Source organism: Endozoicomonas sp. ALB032 (assembly GCF_049310125.1).
Classification (GTDB): Bacteria; Pseudomonadota; Gammaproteobacteria; order Pseudomonadales; family Endozoicomonadaceae; genus Endozoicomonas_A.
In genome coordinates this window covers 2,510,044-2,526,925 of the sequence record NZ_JBLYNW010000001.1, presented here as the reverse complement: position 1 = coordinate 2,526,925, position 16,882 = coordinate 2,510,044, and the positions used below count along the sequence as shown (strand labels likewise).

Below are 16,882 nucleotides of genomic sequence, written 5' to 3'. Positions count from 1 at the left end.
AACCCAGATACTCTTTGTTCCAATCCTGAATGAACAGCAGTTTTTTCTTCCAGAAGCCCGGAAGCGCTGCCCGCTTCTGAAGCAGCCTCGTCTCTCTATTTTCACTGTTTTCTGTCATGGCCACACCGGTTGAGGAAACTGTCCGAATTATTCAAAGCTGGAGTTCTGGAGGAAGGTAATGAACTTTGGGAAGCATCTGGCTATTGCAAGTCTTATTATCTCACTTCCGGTAAGCTGCATACAGGCTCAAAATCCGCGCTCAATTGGGCCAGGAGAAATACCTCCTCAATTATTCTATGTAATTGACATAGGTCCGAACCAGCCACAGGCAATACCCACTTCAACGCCCACTGCCACCCTGCCAACACCTTGTGGACCCCACAGCGCTTTGAGTATTGCATGGAATAAAAACAGTACGCTCATGGCTGTGGGAGTACGTTCCGGCACTAACTCCTGCGGTCTTTCAGGAAGCCTGCAAATCTTTGATATGAGTTCAGGATACCCCAGGCTCCTGCGTTTCGTGCGCGCAACAGACTTTATAGGAAGCGTTACTTTCAGTCCCGACGGCACTCTGCTGGTAACCGGAGGGGATGATGATACGGTCAATGTTTTTGAAGGAGTGAGCCCGTTCAAACACCTGCAAACCCTGATCGAAGGGCAAAGCGATATAGAAACTGTTGCCATTAACTCCAACGGCACACTGCTGGCAGCCGGGGGGAAAGATACAGATGTCAGGCTCTATGTTAAAAACAGGAGAAATCTGTTCACTTACGTGAAAACCCTGACCGATGCAAGAAACTATATACAAACAGTTGACTTCCACCCCATCAACGGCCAGCTGGCAGTCGGCGAGAGTGGCAACAGGGTAAGAATTTACAGCGGGACCAATCCTTATAACCTCCTGAAGAACTTCTTTATTCCAGGCGCCCGGTTATTAACTGTTGCCTACAGCCACGACGGCACCCTGCTGGCATCTGCGGATGATCGAAAAAAAATCAATCTTTATAATGGGACGAACCCGGGCAACCCTCTACAAACCCTTACCGCACCGAGGCGGATATTGAGCATTGCCTTCAACCGAAAAGCTACCCAACTGCTGGTTGGGCATATAAATGGATATGTGAGTATTTATGTGATCACACCGTTATCCAACGTGTTCACGGACACTCTGCCGTTCGTAAAGTCACCGCTCCCGGCACACGCTCTTGCATTCAGCCCCGACGGTAAATGGCTGTCAGTCGGTAGAACAGAGGTCGCGATATACAGGGTCGATGGTGTAAGAGCGCCTACAACTCAAGCCAGCACAACTGAAACGATTACAACAGTTGTCATCACAACAGCAGTCAATACAACAGCAGTCAATACAACAGCAGTCAATACAACAGAGGCCACTACAACAGAATACTGTGAAGAACCCAGCCCGGTAACCAGAATAAAAAGTAACACCGAAATGGGTAATTCTTCGACACTCACAGCCCTTTCGCTAATCGCATTACTAACCGCCGTTCTTCAGGGCATAATACTGCAATGATGTTTTTGGAAAGCCATCTGGCCAATTAAGCCTCTGTCATGGTTGATCTTTTGGCTTGATCCGACCTTCCAGAAAACAAACAGCAAACTCATGTTATTCGGCCTGCATCCAGCTACTCGCATTATTTTCCTTGGCTTGCCAGACACGCTCTGCATATACTTGCGCCCTGAAAGAACAGGCAGGAACCTTCGTCATGAGTATTTTCAAATCCCACATTGTCCAAATGGGAGCCTACACCCCCCCTCTGGAAGGCCGGGACCCTCATGACCATCTGTTGCTGGACTTTAATGAACGTACCCTGCCCGTCTGCCCTTCAGTGAAAGAGGCCATGATTGATTTCATTCGGGCTGATCGCCTGCAGTGCTACCCATCCTATGGGAACATTGCTGCAAAGATTGCCAGATACTGCCATGTTGATACTGATCAGCTGATGATCACCAACGGCTCCGACCAGGGTATCGAACTGATCATCCGCTCAGCCTGCCGTGAAGGTGAAGAAGCCATTATTCCCCGCCCCTCATTCGCCATGTATCAGCAGGTGGCCAGGGTAGAAAACCTCAACATTATTGAGCCCTCATATTCCAGAGACAATGGTTTCCCCAGACAGGCTGTGCTTGATGCTATTTCCGATAAAACCCGGCTTATAGTGATTTCCAATCCCAACAACCCAAGCGGCACTATTGTGGCCAGGGAAGACATTCTTGAAATTGCCGCCGCTGCCCCCAACGCCGCTATTCTTGTGGATGAATGTTATTTTGAATACACGCAGAAAACAGTGGCAGATGTCGTTGAACAATACCCCAATCTGCTGATTACCCGCACCTTCTCAAAAACCTGGGGCTTACCTTCTGTTCGACTTGGTTATGTCATCAGTAATAGTGAGAATATACGAGCACTGCTGAATGTTCGCGGCCCGTACGACGTTAATCAGCTGGCAGTGGTTGCGATAGATGCAGCGCTTTCCAACCCTGGCTATACCGAACAGTATGTTAAAGAAGTGATGGAAGTCTCCAAACCCATGTTTGAAGATTTTCTGAACAGCAAAGGAATTGATTACTGGCCCAGTGTCGCCAACTTTATCTGGACATTCCCGAACAACCCGGATGAGATCGAAAAATACCTCCGGTCTCACCATATACTGGTTCGACCGAAGGCCGATGAAAGTGGTAAAACAGGCTTGAGAATTAATCTGGGCAACAAAGCCCAGACTGAGTCTCTTATCCAAACCTTATCCCGGATAATCTGATTTTCGATACTCAATCACAGGTTTCCCCAAATGCGCAGGAGGCTGATAGCCTCTTGGTAATTTATAGTTTCGCCAATCAAAATCAGGGTTGAACTCTTTCTCCGCATCAATCATATCTCTCATTGAAGGTGATTCGTTGATATAGATCGCTGTCAAATCACCAGAATTCCAACCGTTATCATCAGCTAGCTCCTGCAGCTCGATAAATCGCTCAAAACTGATATCAGGACCTCTTCCATCTCCAGACGTGAACATTTCCCAGTCGGCAGCAAAGTCGACCCTGTAAATCATCGGTTTAGCGCCATAGAAGTGGAATGTCGTATAGGGTATGCCTCGGTCATCAGCGGCTTTTTCAACAGACTTCAGCATGTCCTGCAAGTCGTCCACCATGACGATGTGTTGTGCCGGATGCCCGGATTTGTCGAGGTAGTGATGCAAGCCCTGCTCCTTGGTTTTCAGTGGCCCCGTTTGGATTTTGATCGAGATTGCATCATCAAACAGATTTCTATCGAGTTGTGTTTCCTCAATTTTTTTTCTCAAAGAGTCTTCGTCATTGGCAGTAAGCAGAATAATTCTGGCATTGCCCGGACCCGCCTTTGTTCGGATATCCTGAATGATTTTGGCCGTATCAGGATTGACCAGACGTCTCTCTTGACGACCCTCGGCCACTAAATCTTTGGCGATCAGCGTCTCATCCAAATCGAAACAGACCAGGACCGGTTCACCGGGCTTGATATGTGGCAGCACTTCCCTGATGTCTTGTGATTTCGGCACTCTAACTGACTCACGGACTTTCAGAGCTTCTGGTAAAGCACTCGCTGCTTCAGATACTGTGACCTCCGCAGGTGGAACCGTGACTGCCTGAGCAGCTGGCAGCTCATTCTGCCCCCAGGTCATGACCTGACGTCCCCGGCCCATCAAATTCAGCTTGATATCATCTTTGACTTCTTTGGCCCTCCCCCTGAGCGCGCGGTTTTCTGTTTTCCAGTCATTATCTGGGAATACCTGTTTCAGGTTTCTTTCAATCTCCAGAGGATCAAGACCTAAATCGGGTCGTATCTGAGCCAGTTCCTGCGAAGCAAGCTCTATGTTATTGGCAGCAGGATCAGAAAGCCTCAACATCTCAGGCATCAATGCTTTCATGTCTTCTGCTCTGGAAACTTGCGCCTGGTCCATTCTCACCTGCAGAGAGATCAGCTGGCTGCGTTTGAGGTTCAATCCCCCCCAGAGGAAATCCCAACCCGCTTCAGAGAAACATCTGGATAGATTCGCTTCTACCTCCGCTGGACTCAATTGGAGTTCAGGTCGAATCTGTACCAATTCTCTGGCAGCCTGCTTTCGACTTTGTGATGCTGCGGGAGATAACTTCCATAAGTCGTCCATTAGTTGTTTCATTGCAGTCGACTTACTTATCGGTTGAGCATTAATCACCTGTTGCTCAGCCTTGTCGATATTAGCCTGTAGCCTCATATCGACATCGGGACCACAATACTCATTCCACTCCCGTTCCGTTGGAAAAGCTGCATTAAAGTTGGTTTCCTGAACATCCCTCATTGCCTGATCAATCTGTATATATCTGCCTCTGAGCTGTTGAAATGCCTCATAAGCCATTCGACGACTGCTTCTTTGCTCAGGTGACAGAAGCACCAGATTCTTTATCAGATCACGGCACGACTCTCGCCCTTTGTTTGGATCGAAGGCATCAAAACGATGCTTCAAAGGTTCGACTTCAGCGGGTCTTCTCAGCTGGTAGGTGCCATCCCACAAAGAAGGCCACAGCTCACGTCCCGGAGCTCTCTCCAGACCTTTGATAATTTCAACCCTGGCAGGCGCCCCATTGACATGGCTGGATAACCAGTCAGCAGCTGCTTCAATACTGACCTGCCACTGTTCAGGTACCTTATCCAGCTGCTCAAACACGCCTATCAGATGGCCATAATTTCGATCACTGGCCAGACAGAGGTTGGTGCTGTCAATCTCCCTGTCATATTGCTCATCAGTGACAAACTCTGGAGAGTACGCCTGGACGGAGACAGTGTTGAAGTAATCTCTGGCTTCATCCGTCGGTGTTCCATCGGGATTAAGCACAGGGAACATCTGTCGGTTTTGCGCGTCCACTACGATAAATCGCCCGGATGACTTCAGTCTTTGCAGAAAGGTGTAATGACCGGCACCACCGCTTTCGCCTGATTTCAGGACAACATACCGGTCACTATCAAACGCCTCGGCTAATGGCCTTTTGGCGGCACCGGGCTGTCTCTGCTGACCTTTTTTGATGGCTTCGAAAAACTCACCGACATGATTCTGAAATTGATGGTGATGCTGTTTTTCTTCAATACCGTCGATCTGGGCCCAACCCACAATAGGCGTCGTCTCACTGTTATCAAAAGGAATCTCTATTGGCGTTGAAATGGCATGGACCTGGTTATACCCCTTGCCTCTGGCAAAATGCTCCAGAGAGTTGGCAAAGCCCTGACAATTTGAATTACCCGCTGCCTGTCTCTTATAGAGTTCGGATACAACGTTATTGAGGAGTTCAAATTCAACTTCTTCATCGGCTGAAATCAGGGTCTGCCTGTGGATTGTCAATTTATCCAGATCGGCGAGGCGATTGACTCTATCAGCGCCAAAAGTTCCAGCCGTTATCTGTCGTGTGGCTTCATCCTTATCAATCCGTCCGTACTGGTATTCAAGATCAATTTTGGAACGGTTATAACCACGGTCAATATCTTCCTTAATCTGGTTAAATGCTTCTGCCTCCGTATTCGGTTGGACATTAATGAGCATCTGTCGACGCTCTTTTTCCAGATCACGCACAGCATCCTCAAAAGAAACTGCATGAACCCTATGCTGATTAAACCGGCCACTGACAACCCGGTCGGGTTGCTGGCCGGATGGCTGTATACGATCCCACTGAGCTTTCATGGTCAGGAATTGTTGTTGAGCGTCGTCCATTTCCGGCAACTGCCATGAAGACTGCTCAGAGGGCATAGTATTCGCAGCAGAAGCTTCTGGCTGTTTTTCAGAAACAGGAGGCGGTATCGTGACTGTCTGCGGAACAACAGACGCTCCATCCGTTGTTGCAATCACCTTTTTGGCTGTTACCACAATTTTCCCGGAAAACTCACGGATGTAGTCCTGCTGACGAGGGCTTCTGTTCAAAACTCCCCGGGCCAGCCTCTCATCGGTATTTAAAAGATGAATAGCCACTGCAAGGTCTGCATCCTTTATATCCGGGTTGAATGCCCTGGCTTTTTTAAAGGCTTCCAGCTGTTCCCTAGTTGCTGGTTGCTGAGGGCCAACAAACTCCTCGCCCAATGGGCTAAAACCCATTTGCCTATAATCGTCGTCCAGCTCGTCACTGATGTCATGGGGCTTTGCAGAAGACTGTCTCAGGTAGCTATAGAATTTCTCAAGGCTGGTAAACACAGGTATTGCGTTGTCGTCCTCTACGGTCTTTGAAGCAGCCTCTGAAGCTGCCTGAACATCTTCTGCGGGGAGAACGCCGTACAGGAACTTACCCTCATTAACCGTGCGCCCCAATTCGTTGAGCAGAGGATCATTAAATTTCATATTATCCAGGCAGGCATTGACCATTTCATCGGTCATCACTTTATCCCGATAAGCCTGTTTCATATCCTGAACGGTCAAACTGTATTGTCTGTCTCCGAGAATATCCACAAATATCTGACATGCCCTGTGAACCAGCTTCTCTCTGATTTGCGGCGGAGTAATCGCAGACAGGCGCTGAGTATCAAGTGCATCACTACGGCGGGCATTCGCCCGCTCCCGTCTGGTACATCGAAGCTCTCTGGGAGGGTTTGTCTTGAAATAATCAATAGCCTGATCCATGACGTAAAAATATTGGTCCAGATCGCCAGTATGCCGGGAAGTGAACACATTTTTGCGAGTTGTATCCGTTGTTGATTGAAGTAATGTAACCCTATAAGGCTTCTCTTCATCAGGAGCCCGATGTTTCGCACATTGAATCCGGATATCGACTTTCTCGGATTCCATAAAGTCCTTTAAATGAGATTCCCAGTCATCTTTGTCTCGGGCTTTAGTGGTCAAACAGAACTTTGAGATCAGGTTTTCGACGGCTGCCACTATTTCATTGTCTGGTGCTTTTTTCAGGAGTAGCTGAACCAGCTCAACCTCAGCCTCATGCAGAACGGTCAGACTGGCCTGGTTTAAGGCTACACATTCATCATTCCAGACACTGGCCTTTCTTGGCGTAGCCGGATCTGTGATGGATACATCTCTTTTTAACAGCGGGGTTCTGGCCCCGGTGGCCGTCCGTACTTCACGACTAACGCCCACCAGCTCCGGCTTATCCATAAGCTCATTGTGTCGCTGGTAATAAATGCTTACGGAGCGACAAAAGGCATTGTACTTATCGGACGGCCCCAGAACCCAGCCGACTTTTTCCGATGACAAGCGACCATTATCAAGAATGGGGTATTTGCCTTGAACGTCTTTATTGGATTTATAGAAATCAAGAAATGATAGGGGAGAAAACGGAACCACTATGACCTCCTTGTCATTGGCATAGCTAAGCATTCCCAAAAGCTTAGCAAGCTGTGGTTACGTCACTTATTCGACAGGCGACAGAGAGTCAGCCAGAGGACTGACTCCCGAAGTTTATTTTCAGGCAGTTTCTTCCAGTTCACGGACGTCCTGGGTCATGCGCATAGGGCAGAAATCGGGTCCGCACATGGAACAGAACTCAGACTCTTTCGCACCTTCCTGAGGTAATGTCTGATCGTGATAGGCTTTGGCCGTATCAGGGTCCAGAGCCAGGTTAAACTGATCCAGCCAGCGGAATTCGAAGCGCGCCTTGGACAGGGCATTATCCCGAACCTGGGCAGCGGGATGACCTTTGGCCAAATCAGCAGCATGAGCGGCAATTTTATAAGCAATCAGACCGGCTTTTACATCATCTCTGTCAGGCAGGCCCAGATGCTCTTTGGGTGTGACATAACAGAGCATGGCGCAGCCATACCAGCCAATCATGGCAGCACCAATGCCCGAAGTAATATGGTCATAGCCGGGTGCCACATCGGTAGTCAGAGGTCCAAGGGTATAGAAAGGCGCTTCATGACAATGCTCCAGTTGCATCTCCATGTTTTCCTCAATGAGGTGCATGGGTACATGACCCGGTCCTTCTATCATGACCTGAACATCGTATTCCCAGGCAATCTTTGTCAGTTCCCCAAGGGTTTTCAGTTCGCCAAATTGCGCTTCATCGTTGGCATCGGCGATAGAGCCGGGACGCAATCCATCCCCCAGAGACAGGCTGATATCATACGCCTGACAGATCTGACACAGCTCCCGAAAATTGTCGTAGAGGAAATTCTCAGCATCATGCATCTCTGCCCACTGGCCCAGAATACCTCCACCCCGGGAAACAATGCCTGTTACCCTGTTTCTGGTTTTAGCAACATGTTCCCTGAGAACACCGGCATGGATCGTCATGTAATCCACACCCTGCTCTGCCTGTTCAATAATGGTGTCTTTCATGACCTCCCAGCTCAGGTCTTTCACCTTGCCCCTGACCTTTTCCAGAGCCTGATAGATAGGCACAGTACCGATAGGCACAGGCGAGTTCCTGATAATCCATTCACGGGTTTCATGGATGTTCTTGCCTGTGGATAGGTCCATCACCGTATCGCCACCCCAGCGAACCGACCAGAGCATCTTTTCAACTTCTTCTTCAATGGAAGAGGTCACCGCAGAATTGCCAATATTGGCATTGATCTTCACCAGAAAGTTACGCCCGATGATCATGGGCTCGGACTCAGGGTGATTAATGTTGGCCGGGATAATGGCACGCCCTTCAGCGACTTCTTTTCTGACAAACTCCGGGGTGATATGGGAGCCATCAGTGCGCCCCATACTCTCGCGAATCGCAATAAACTCCATTTCCGGAGTAATTATCCCCTTTCTGGCGTAATGCAGCTGGGAGACATTTTGGCCAGCCCTGGCCCTGCGTGGCGTTCTCAGTGCTTTGAAGCGAATATCTTGCAAGCGCAGGTCGAACTGACGGGAGCGGGCAAATTCCGAGGAGCGATCGTCGAGCAGCTCAGTATCCGCTCTCTCTTCAATCCACTGTGAGCGCAAACCAGACAGGCCCTGATTCAAATCATGAGGAACGCCGGTCTCTGTGTAACTGCCCGAAGTGTCATAAATACGCACCGGTTCATTCTTGCCGCCACCAAAACGTTCGGGGGTATCGTGCAGGCGAACTTCCCTCATACCCACACGAATGTCTTCGCGACTGCCTGTTACATAGGTTTTTTGAGAGTTGGGAAAAGGGCGACAGGCGTCCATTAGCAACTGCCGGTCAAACCCGGACGCATTTTTCTCGCAAGCCATCGTTTCTGTATCCTTCACGTTGAGTTCATGACGGTTTCGATATAGCTTGCCGGATAGGCCATCTTGTTCCCTTCGCAGGTGTTAACCTGAGCAGGTTCTACGGATTCCGAAAAACAGCAATTCGGTCTCAGCCTGTGGCGCTCCGACAAGATTGCCGGAAAGTATAAGTAGATTTCTAAAAGGTTAATAGTATAAAGACACAAAAAAACCAAGGGTTTATTCAGCTGTAGTCGCCTGAAAGCTCCTTACACAGCTGGGTTCTGAAGGTCTGCAAAAAATCACTGTGACGTGCCGCCATTTTACGCCCGGGCTCTGTTTTCATGGTCTTTTGAATCTGTAAAAGCTTGATTTCAAAATGGTCCAGCGAGTATTGACGATCGTTCAGCGCCCTGTTTTTCCCCATGGGATCTTCGGGATCGAACAGTTTCTGGCCCAGCTTGCCGCCCGTATAAAAACAGCGGGCAATACCAATCGCGCCCAAAGCTTCCATCCTGTCAGCATCCTGAACCACTTCAGCTTCCAGAGTTTCAGGAGTGATATTAGCGGAATAACTGTGAGTTTTTACTGCATGACACACGGCAGCCGTCAGCTCTTCTGGAAAGGCCAGAGATTTCAGGCAGACTTGGGTCTTTTCAGCCGCCAGGGTGGAAGCCCTGGAGCGCTCCGGATGGTTTTTTGGCAACACCACAATGTCGTGAAAATAACAGGCAGCAAGAACCACCAGCCGGTTAATGTCAAAACGCCCCTCATCCATCAATTGTTGAGCGGTTTTCCAGACCCGCTGAAAATGGGAAATGTCGTGCGAGGCATCATCGCAGTCCCTGTCTTGCAGGTATTCGACAAAACGTTCTTCCCAGCTTTTCAGCAGTGCAGGTTCATTAAAGTTCATGATTCGGGATCCACAGGCCTTTGGTAACGTTGACAGGTTCTGCTGTTAATAGCCGGAAAATCATGCAAAAAATTGTGAGTGTGGACAACCACTCTGTCCGGGTGAATATCCACCAGATTATAAACCGGAGGCTCCGGCGAAACAGAGTCTGGCCTGGGGTTATCAAAATCAAAAGGTGTCTGGTGTACCAGTGAAGGTGGGCATGAAAAGCTGATCCCCTGCCAACTGCCTGAAACAGAGCGGTGCAAATGCCCCAGGAACAAATGCCTGATCCGTTCCTTATGGGGCTTGATCGCTGACCAGAGTGCTGCTGAGTTGATCAGATTGTCCCTGTCCATACTCGCCAACCCCGTTTCAAAAGGAGGATGGTGCATAAACAGGCAAACCGGTTTGTCTGATGCCTTCAGTTCATCTCTAAGCCATGCCAGTCTTTGCTCACAAAGAATCCCGCTGCGCTTTCTGTCATCCAGAGTATCCAAACAGATCAGGTTGACCCCTTCTGTTTCGAGCTTAAACTGGATAAAACCTTCCTGCTGCCTTGGGTGACTCGAAAAAACATCCAGAAAATTCTGCCTGTGATCATGATTGCCCATCAGGCAGTAAACCGGAAAAGGCAACCTGTCCAACTCTTCTTTCAGGGCTCTATAAGCCTCTTTCTCGCCCCAGTGTGTCAGGTCACCGGTAATAATGCAGGCGCTGGATTCCGGCACTTGCTGCACAAGTGTATCGACACAGTTTTTCAACCTTGCCTGTGGGTCAATGTCGTAATTCAACATGCCCGCCGGAACCAACTGGGGATCAGAAAAGTGTACAAATCGATAGACCATAAAATGCAATCCCGTCATTATTCTCAAGCTAAATGATCGCACGGAAAAGGTATCGCTTTAGAGGAAGTTTGTTTACTTTTTTGATGGTCTATCCAGACTAATGAGAGTGACTGAGAGCTTCTGCCGAACTCAGAGAAAACCGGGCAACCGTTAAATTACACCATCCCTCATAACCGGCCAGACTCATACCCAGTGACTCGATCACATCAAGGGCAAACTCGTTTTGGGGTGAAGCAAAAGAGATGATTTCCTTGAAGCCCAATCTTTTGAACCCCAGATCGGTCACAGCTTCAGCCGCTTCGATGACCAGCCCACGACCGCGATACTCCTGACTGAACCGCCAGCTCATCTCTATGGTATCGCCATAGGCCGAAAATCCACAGTTGCCAATCAGCCTGTTACTCTCTTTTAGAACAACTGCCCAACGAGACCAGCCTTTATGGTCAAGTTCGATCTGAAAACGCCAGAGATCGGTTTCTGCTTCGCTGGCGGGGGAGTGAATACTGTAATGCAGTTCTTGGTGAACTGCTCCAATGATATCGGCATACGGCTTTAAGTCAGCTTCTTGCCAGGTTCGCAGGATCAGTCGGGGTGTTTCGGCAACAATCAGCACATGAGACTCCAGAAACTTCATGACCAGGCAAGATAAGGTTTAGTCGATTTTTTCGCTTTAACCAGAATCTGTACCCAATTAATAAAAAGAGTACTGCTCTCTTCGACCCTGAACCGATAAAAAAAGTTCGCCAGATCGAACGTTTTTTTCCCAGACACGATAGACTGACTGCAAAGTGACTCCCGGCTGTTATTCACTCCAGAACCGCCGATGAAACTTAAAGGAACTTGAGTAACTATGAGGTCTGGCATTGAACCCTATATTTCTGGACTACCTGAATAGAAAAGACGAAAGCTTCAGCTGGCGCTGCCTTGAAACTTCTCATTGCGAAGAGTTTCCGGTCGTCTCCGTTAGCCATTTAGAACTGATTTCCCAGACTTGGCAGGAAGGCTCAGGGTTTGGCCTCCGTCAGCCGGAATGGCAACACCGCCTCACACTTTACTGGCCTGAAGGAGGTTCAGAGAGTCCCTGTCTGTTAATGATTAATGGTGGATCAAGGCACGATCCATCCCTTGAACTCACTCCCTCGCATAATGTCGATGGCGCACATTTATGCCATCTCACCAAAGCCCCGGTAGCCGTTCTCAAAGATGTTCCCAACCAGCCTTTGACCTTTCGGGATGGTGTTCCCAGGTCGGAAGATGATCTTGTTGCTTTTTCCTGGCAAGCCTTTCTGGAAGATCCTGAACACAATGGTCTTATGCCCATTCAATGGCCCATGGTGAAAAGTGTTATCCGGGCCATGGATGCTTTGTGCGAGTTCAGTGAAGAGATCAGTGAAAAAAAATGCTCCCGAATAAATGACTTCATTATCGCCGGGGCTTCCAAACGGGGCTGGATTTCATGGTTAACGGCAGCCGCTGACCAAAGGGTCATGGCTCTTATTCCAATGGTGATCGATACATTGAACGTACAAGCCTGCATGAATCATCATCTGAATGTTTATGGCGGCTTTGCCAGCGCTATCAGCGATTATGCAGACAGTGATCATGACATTCTGTCAAGCCTGGAATCCAAGGGTATGCAGCAATTGCTCAATGATATTGACCCCTTTGTCTACAGAAGTCAGCTTCATCTGCCTGCATTTATTGTCAACGCCAGTTGCGACGAGTTCTTTCCACCAGACTCTGCCCGTTTCTATTACCCGAAGTTATCCGAATTAACCTGGCTGAGGTATTTACCGAATGCCAGCCATTACCTGGGCCGGGACAGTGACGTAAACACCGATGAGATCATGGCTTCTGTCTTTGGTGCGCTGATCTCGGAGCAGGATATGCCCGCCATGAACTGGCAACTGCTGGATGAAGGTGGTTTGGAAATCAGAACCAGCCTTGAACCTAAATTAGCCCGTGCCTGGGTTTGCCATAACCCTGAGGCCAGAGACTTCCGAAAAGATGTACTGCAACAGGCAGGTATCCGCTATCAGGCAACCCGTATAGAACCTGTCGTCTCAATGCCCTGGACTTATCAGTTTTACCCTGCAACGCCCGAGAATGGGTGGACTGCCTTCTTTATCGAGCTGGTCTTCAACAATGCGCCTTATCCGGATCTGATCCTGACATCAGGCGTTCGGGTGACTCCTGACGTTTATCCTTAGAGCAGCCCTGACTGTTTATCCACTCGACAAAAAAGGATAACCGGACAGCCCATCAGAGATCATATATCGCAATAGCACTGAGCGATATCAGGGGGCTACTCAGACTTTTTCATATCCCGATATTCTTTCAGTTTATCCCGTAGTTCCTTGCGTGACTCTCGATAGGTTTGCATCTGCTGATCGTTGAGTACCGTCGCCAGTCTCTTATTGGTTTCATCCCTGTTTGCCTTGAGAGCCCTGGCTTTTGCAAGCCGGTCCTGATCGGTGGCCTGAATCTTTTTCACATTCTCCCTACTCTCCTTCAGGATGGCCTTTACATTGGGCTTTTGTTCATCCGTGAGATTGAGTTTTTGCTCCAGCTGACTGTATGCTTCTTCCATATTCACGGGCGCTTTGCTCGGAGCCGCTTCTACTTCGACAGAGCAAAACACCAGCAGAATGGAAACCACCGATAGACAGAAGATTATGCTTCCTGGTATCGAATGATTGTCCAGAGAATAAAAAGATGCCCCGGTTTTCATAGCAATTCCTCCAGTGAAATTGACTGCTCATACACCTTGAAGAGTAAAAAAGGTGTGTGATACATAACATGAAAGGTGCCTGCCATGTCGATATGGAAGACCCAAGCTACTCCAGAAAGCCTGAATCAGAGATGTGAAGGCAGTATGTGCAGTCATGTGGGTATCAATATAGTAGAAATAGGCGACGACTTTCTTCGTGGCACCATGCCGGTAGACGAGAGAACCAAACAGCCCCTTGGATTTTTACACGGTGGCGCATCGATGGTTCTGGCTGAGACCCTTGGCAGCATTGCAGCCAACCTCTGCTGCGCAAAAGATCAATACTGTGTCGGCCTTGAGATCAATGCCAATCATCTTAAGTCAGTCACTTCCGGACGGGTGACTGGTACCGCCAGAGCCGTTCACATTGGCAAAAGCACACAGGTCTGGGAAATCAGGATCGAAAATGAACAGGGGCGGCTCACCTGTATTTCGAGAATTACCATGGCCGCAGTCGGCAGATAAAAGTTCTGATGAAAAGCAGATACCGGGCGTTTCTGTATCTGCTTCAGGGTCTGATGTCGTGTTGTTTTGGGAAAAAAATCACAGTCTGGATTCGATCAGGCTCTCCAACTTCACCTGATCTCTGGCAAAATTACGAATGCCTTCGGCGAGTTTTTCTGTGGCCATCGCATCTTCATTCATTGCCCAGCGGAAAGCCTGTTCGTTCAGTACCACTTTTTCATGACTGGATGTGGCACTCTCCGGAGACAGCTTCCGAACAACCGTCGCTTCTGTCTTCTCCAGATCATCCAGCAGACCCGGGCCGATCGTCAGACAATCACAACCCGCCAACTCAATAATCTCAGCTGTGTTACGGAAGCTGGCACCCATGACCACAGTATTGTAGCCATGCTGCTTGTAGTAGTTGTATATGCGGGTCACAGAAACCACACCCGGATCCTCAGCCGCTTCAAAGTCACGACCTTCAGCTTTTTTGTACCAGTCAAGAATACGGCCAACGAATGGAGAAATCAGGAATACACCAGCTTCAGCACAAGCCTGAGCCTGGGCAAAATTGAACAACAGGGTCAAATTGCAACGGATGCCTTCCTGCTCCAGAACCTTCGCAGCTTCAATGCCTTCCCAGGTAGAAGCAATCTTGATGAGCAGACGTTCAGGGTCCGCGCCCTGCTCGCGGTAAAGGGCAACCAGCTCCCGAGCCTTGCCAATGGTGGCATCCTTATCAAATGATAAACGAGCATCGACTTCTGTTGAGACAACACCCGGTACGACCTGCTGGACTTCCTTACCAATCGCTACGGCCAGCCAATCACAGGCATGCCTGACCTGCGCCACTCCATCATCAGTTTTGGATTTGCCATACTCCAGAGCACTATTGAAAAGTGGCTCATAAGCAGGAAGTTCAGCCGCTTTCAGAATGAGGGATGGATTGGTTGTAGCATCTACAGGCTGATATCGACGAATGGCTTCGATATCGCCGGTGTCTGCCACTACTTTCGTCATTCCCTTGAGTTGCTCTAACTGATTCATTGGACTCTCAATCCTCACTTTTTTTTATGGCAATCGATTTCGTCAAAATAGTCAAGAACTACTCAGGGCCGTGTCTACATTCAAGAAAAGTTCATAACAATAACGATAGGCACTCTAACAAAGCCCAATGGCCAGAGCTGATAACGCAGCCTTTCGGGCTTCCACAACTTCCTCATTGCATCCTGCGAGATGAAATGAATCCGGCACCCGGAATTTATAAATCAATTATTCTGTGAGGTGTTCTGGTGCATCATCTGGTTAACCCTGAGCTCCTGCAGCAACAGTTCAATTTGAAACTGTTCCGCTTCAATCAGAGTTTTATAACGGGCTACCACCGCATTCATCTGATCAGACAAGGTTCCTTTGGTCTTCTGATCAACACTGTTTGCAATAGACTTCGATTGAGTATTGATGTCTTTTTCCTTAACACTGTTTCGGGGCTGGCTTTTATTCTGAGGGGTCTTTTTATTGATTTTGGCCTGCAGCTGTTTCAGCTCGCTCTGCATGCGATCACGGTAGGTCCGAATGCGCTTTTGTCTCAGAGCAATACGATCTTCGATCATCCGGGCGCGGACCTTTTCGTCCATTCCCCGCAGTTTATCCATATCAAATGGCTCAAGGGGTGCCGCCAACCCCTTAAGTTCAATAGGTTTGGCATTGCTATCGCACTTTTCTTCTGTAAAAACCACAGCGCCATTTACCTGACATTTGTAAATTGGCTTCGCGTACCCTGTAACCGGAATCAATAAAATGCCGACGCCCAGCAAAAGTTTTCTCAAATCCATGATGATGCCCTGACTTAATACCTTTTCTTCACTATAGTCAGAGCCTGGAAAATGAATATCAAAACGACCTGCTCCCTTATTCTTGCCCGTGGCATGATTACAAAGATCAGTGTGCTATTGACTCACTGTTTTTGGTATCTGCGCATTAGTACCCACAGATAACTGCTCACCGCCAGTGCAATCAGTCCCAGCAATATTTTCAGAACAACCTGGGGAACCAGCCAGACTGAAATCCCTATGCCCAGCCATAATAATGCCAGAGCCCGATACCCTATTTTGGGTGAGAGTGCCCTGTCATGCAGATATTCTTTCAGGACCGGACCGAACCTTGGGTGCCCCAGCAGCCACTGATTCAATTTTGGTGAAGAGCGAACGCTGAGCCACAATGCCATCAACAGAAACACCGTCGTTGGCATCAGAGGCAACACAGCACCTATAATGCCGAGCACAATGCAAAGTACTGCCAACCCCTGATACAAGAGTCGCAACAATGGATTTCTGACCAGAAGGTTGCCTTTTTCTGTTGCTACCTGATCAGCCAAACGGGGCTCTTTACACTTACTCAAATGTCGCTTCCTGAATACGCTTAACGTACTCCAGCTCTGTGAGTTTTTTCAGAACTTCATAGTAATCCTGCTGATGGGTGTCACCGACGGCCAGATACTCGCCTGAGCGGCACTGTATTTTTCCCGGCGAAACCCGGTAAACAACCAGCGTTGGATCAATCGCCATAACCTGATCAACATACTCGATATTGTCAGGAATACAGAATTCATAGGACACTGCCGTCAAGCTGTCATCTTTACCACGCAGACCCTCCCTGTTGAGTTCATTGAGATCAAACTGGATCTTGGCCATATCCCCCGCTTTCCAGCCCAGCGTGGAGCAACCACTCATAAACAGAGCCAGCAGGAGTAAAGCAGGAGTTTTCAATGACATAAGCAAAACCTTTAAAGATTAACTGC

General features: G+C 48.7%; 14 protein-coding genes and 1 riboswitch. Of the genes, 4 read left to right on the top strand and 10 right to left on the bottom strand.

Annotated features, from left to right (window positions below; genetic code table 11):
• The first annotated feature begins 178 nt into the window (after nucleotides 1-178).
• Together ACO6VG_RS09095 and ACO6VG_RS09090 are read left to right on the top strand one after the other, a co-directional pair.
• On the top strand, nucleotides 179-1,531 hold the full coding sequence (locus ACO6VG_RS09095) for a WD40 repeat domain-containing protein (RefSeq protein WP_422473607.1): 1,353 nt from the start codon (nucleotides 179-181) through the stop codon (nucleotides 1,529-1,531).
• 193 nt (nucleotides 1,532-1,724) lie between these two features.
• Nucleotides 1,725-2,777, top strand: a complete 1,053-nt coding sequence (locus ACO6VG_RS09090) for a pyridoxal phosphate-dependent aminotransferase (RefSeq protein WP_422473605.1) — start codon at nucleotides 1,725-1,727, stop codon at nucleotides 2,775-2,777.
• Here ACO6VG_RS09090 and ACO6VG_RS09085 read toward each other — a convergent pair.
• The 5 genes from ACO6VG_RS09085 to ACO6VG_RS09065 form a co-directional block, all read right to left on the bottom strand.
• Nucleotides 2,760-7,337, bottom strand: coding sequence for an HAD family hydrolase (locus tag ACO6VG_RS09085; RefSeq protein WP_422473603.1), 4,578 nt, complete (start codon nucleotides 7,335-7,337; stop codon nucleotides 2,760-2,762). The two genes, ACO6VG_RS09090 and ACO6VG_RS09085, sit on opposite strands and share 18 nt — an antisense overlap.
• 87 nt (nucleotides 7,338-7,424) lie before the next feature.
• Nucleotides 7,425-9,152, bottom strand: coding sequence for a phosphomethylpyrimidine synthase ThiC (gene thiC, locus ACO6VG_RS09080; RefSeq protein WP_422473601.1), 1,728 nt, complete (start codon nucleotides 9,150-9,152; stop codon nucleotides 7,425-7,427).
• Nucleotides 9,153-9,202: 50 nt separating this feature from the next.
• Nucleotides 9,203-9,307: riboswitch (TPP riboswitch) on the bottom strand.
• A 65-nt stretch (nucleotides 9,308-9,372) separates the two neighbouring features.
• A complete protein-coding gene (locus tag ACO6VG_RS09075) occupies nucleotides 9,373-10,041 on the bottom strand; it encodes a phosphohydrolase (protein WP_422411806.1) in 669 nt (222 codons plus the stop codon).
• On the bottom strand, nucleotides 10,038-10,868 hold the full coding sequence (locus ACO6VG_RS09070; protein WP_422136652.1) for a phosphodiesterase: 831 nt from the start codon (nucleotides 10,866-10,868) through the stop codon (nucleotides 10,038-10,040). The genes ACO6VG_RS09075 and ACO6VG_RS09070 overlap by 4 nt, the downstream gene beginning before the upstream one ends.
• A gap of 97 nt (nucleotides 10,869-10,965) precedes the next feature.
• Nucleotides 10,966-11,481: a GNAT family N-acetyltransferase gene (locus ACO6VG_RS09065; protein WP_422136651.1), complete on the bottom strand. Its 516-nt coding sequence runs from the start codon at nucleotides 11,479-11,481 to the stop codon at nucleotides 10,966-10,968.
• A gap of 250 nt (nucleotides 11,482-11,731) precedes the next feature.
• Here ACO6VG_RS09065 and ACO6VG_RS09060 point away from each other — a divergent pair, with 250 nt between their 5' ends.
• Nucleotides 11,732-13,078, top strand: coding sequence for a PhoPQ-activated protein PqaA family protein (locus ACO6VG_RS09060; protein ID WP_422473598.1), 1,347 nt, complete (start codon nucleotides 11,732-11,734; stop codon nucleotides 13,076-13,078).
• Nucleotides 13,079-13,173: 95 nt separating this feature from the next.
• On the opposite strand, the gene ACO6VG_RS09055 is transcribed toward ACO6VG_RS09060, so the two are convergent.
• Nucleotides 13,174-13,599, bottom strand: a complete 426-nt coding sequence (locus tag ACO6VG_RS09055; RefSeq protein ID WP_422136649.1) for a hypothetical protein — start codon at nucleotides 13,597-13,599, stop codon at nucleotides 13,174-13,176.
• 84 nt (nucleotides 13,600-13,683) lie between these two features.
• On the opposite strand from ACO6VG_RS09055, the gene ACO6VG_RS09050 reads away from it, so the two are divergent.
• Nucleotides 13,684-14,103 carry a hotdog fold thioesterase gene (locus tag ACO6VG_RS09050; RefSeq protein ID WP_422136648.1) on the top strand — a complete coding sequence of 140 codons (420 nt, stop codon included), beginning with the start codon at nucleotides 13,684-13,686 and terminating at the stop codon, nucleotides 14,101-14,103.
• 78 nt (nucleotides 14,104-14,181) lie between these two features.
• Here the strand turns inward: ACO6VG_RS09050 and tal are convergent, their stop codons facing one another.
• The 4 genes from tal to ACO6VG_RS09030 form a co-directional block, all read right to left on the bottom strand.
• Nucleotides 14,182-15,132, bottom strand: a complete 951-nt coding sequence (tal, locus tag ACO6VG_RS09045) for a transaldolase (protein WP_422136647.1) — start codon at nucleotides 15,130-15,132, stop codon at nucleotides 14,182-14,184.
• Between the two features lie 221 nt (nucleotides 15,133-15,353).
• Nucleotides 15,354-15,917, bottom strand: coding sequence for a hypothetical protein (locus tag ACO6VG_RS09040; RefSeq protein ID WP_422139754.1), 564 nt, complete (start codon nucleotides 15,915-15,917; stop codon nucleotides 15,354-15,356).
• Nucleotides 15,918-16,039: 122 nt separating this feature from the next.
• Nucleotides 16,040-16,483 carry a YbaN family protein gene (locus ACO6VG_RS09035; protein ID WP_422136645.1) on the bottom strand — a complete coding sequence of 148 codons (444 nt, stop codon included), beginning with the start codon at nucleotides 16,481-16,483 and terminating at the stop codon, nucleotides 16,040-16,042.
• Entirely contained in the window at nucleotides 16,476-16,856 is a 381-nt protein-coding gene (locus tag ACO6VG_RS09030; RefSeq protein WP_422136644.1) for a hypothetical protein, read from the bottom strand. Before ACO6VG_RS09030 ends, ACO6VG_RS09035 begins: the two co-directional genes overlap by 8 nt.
• Between the last annotated feature and the right edge of the window lie 26 nt (nucleotides 16,857-16,882).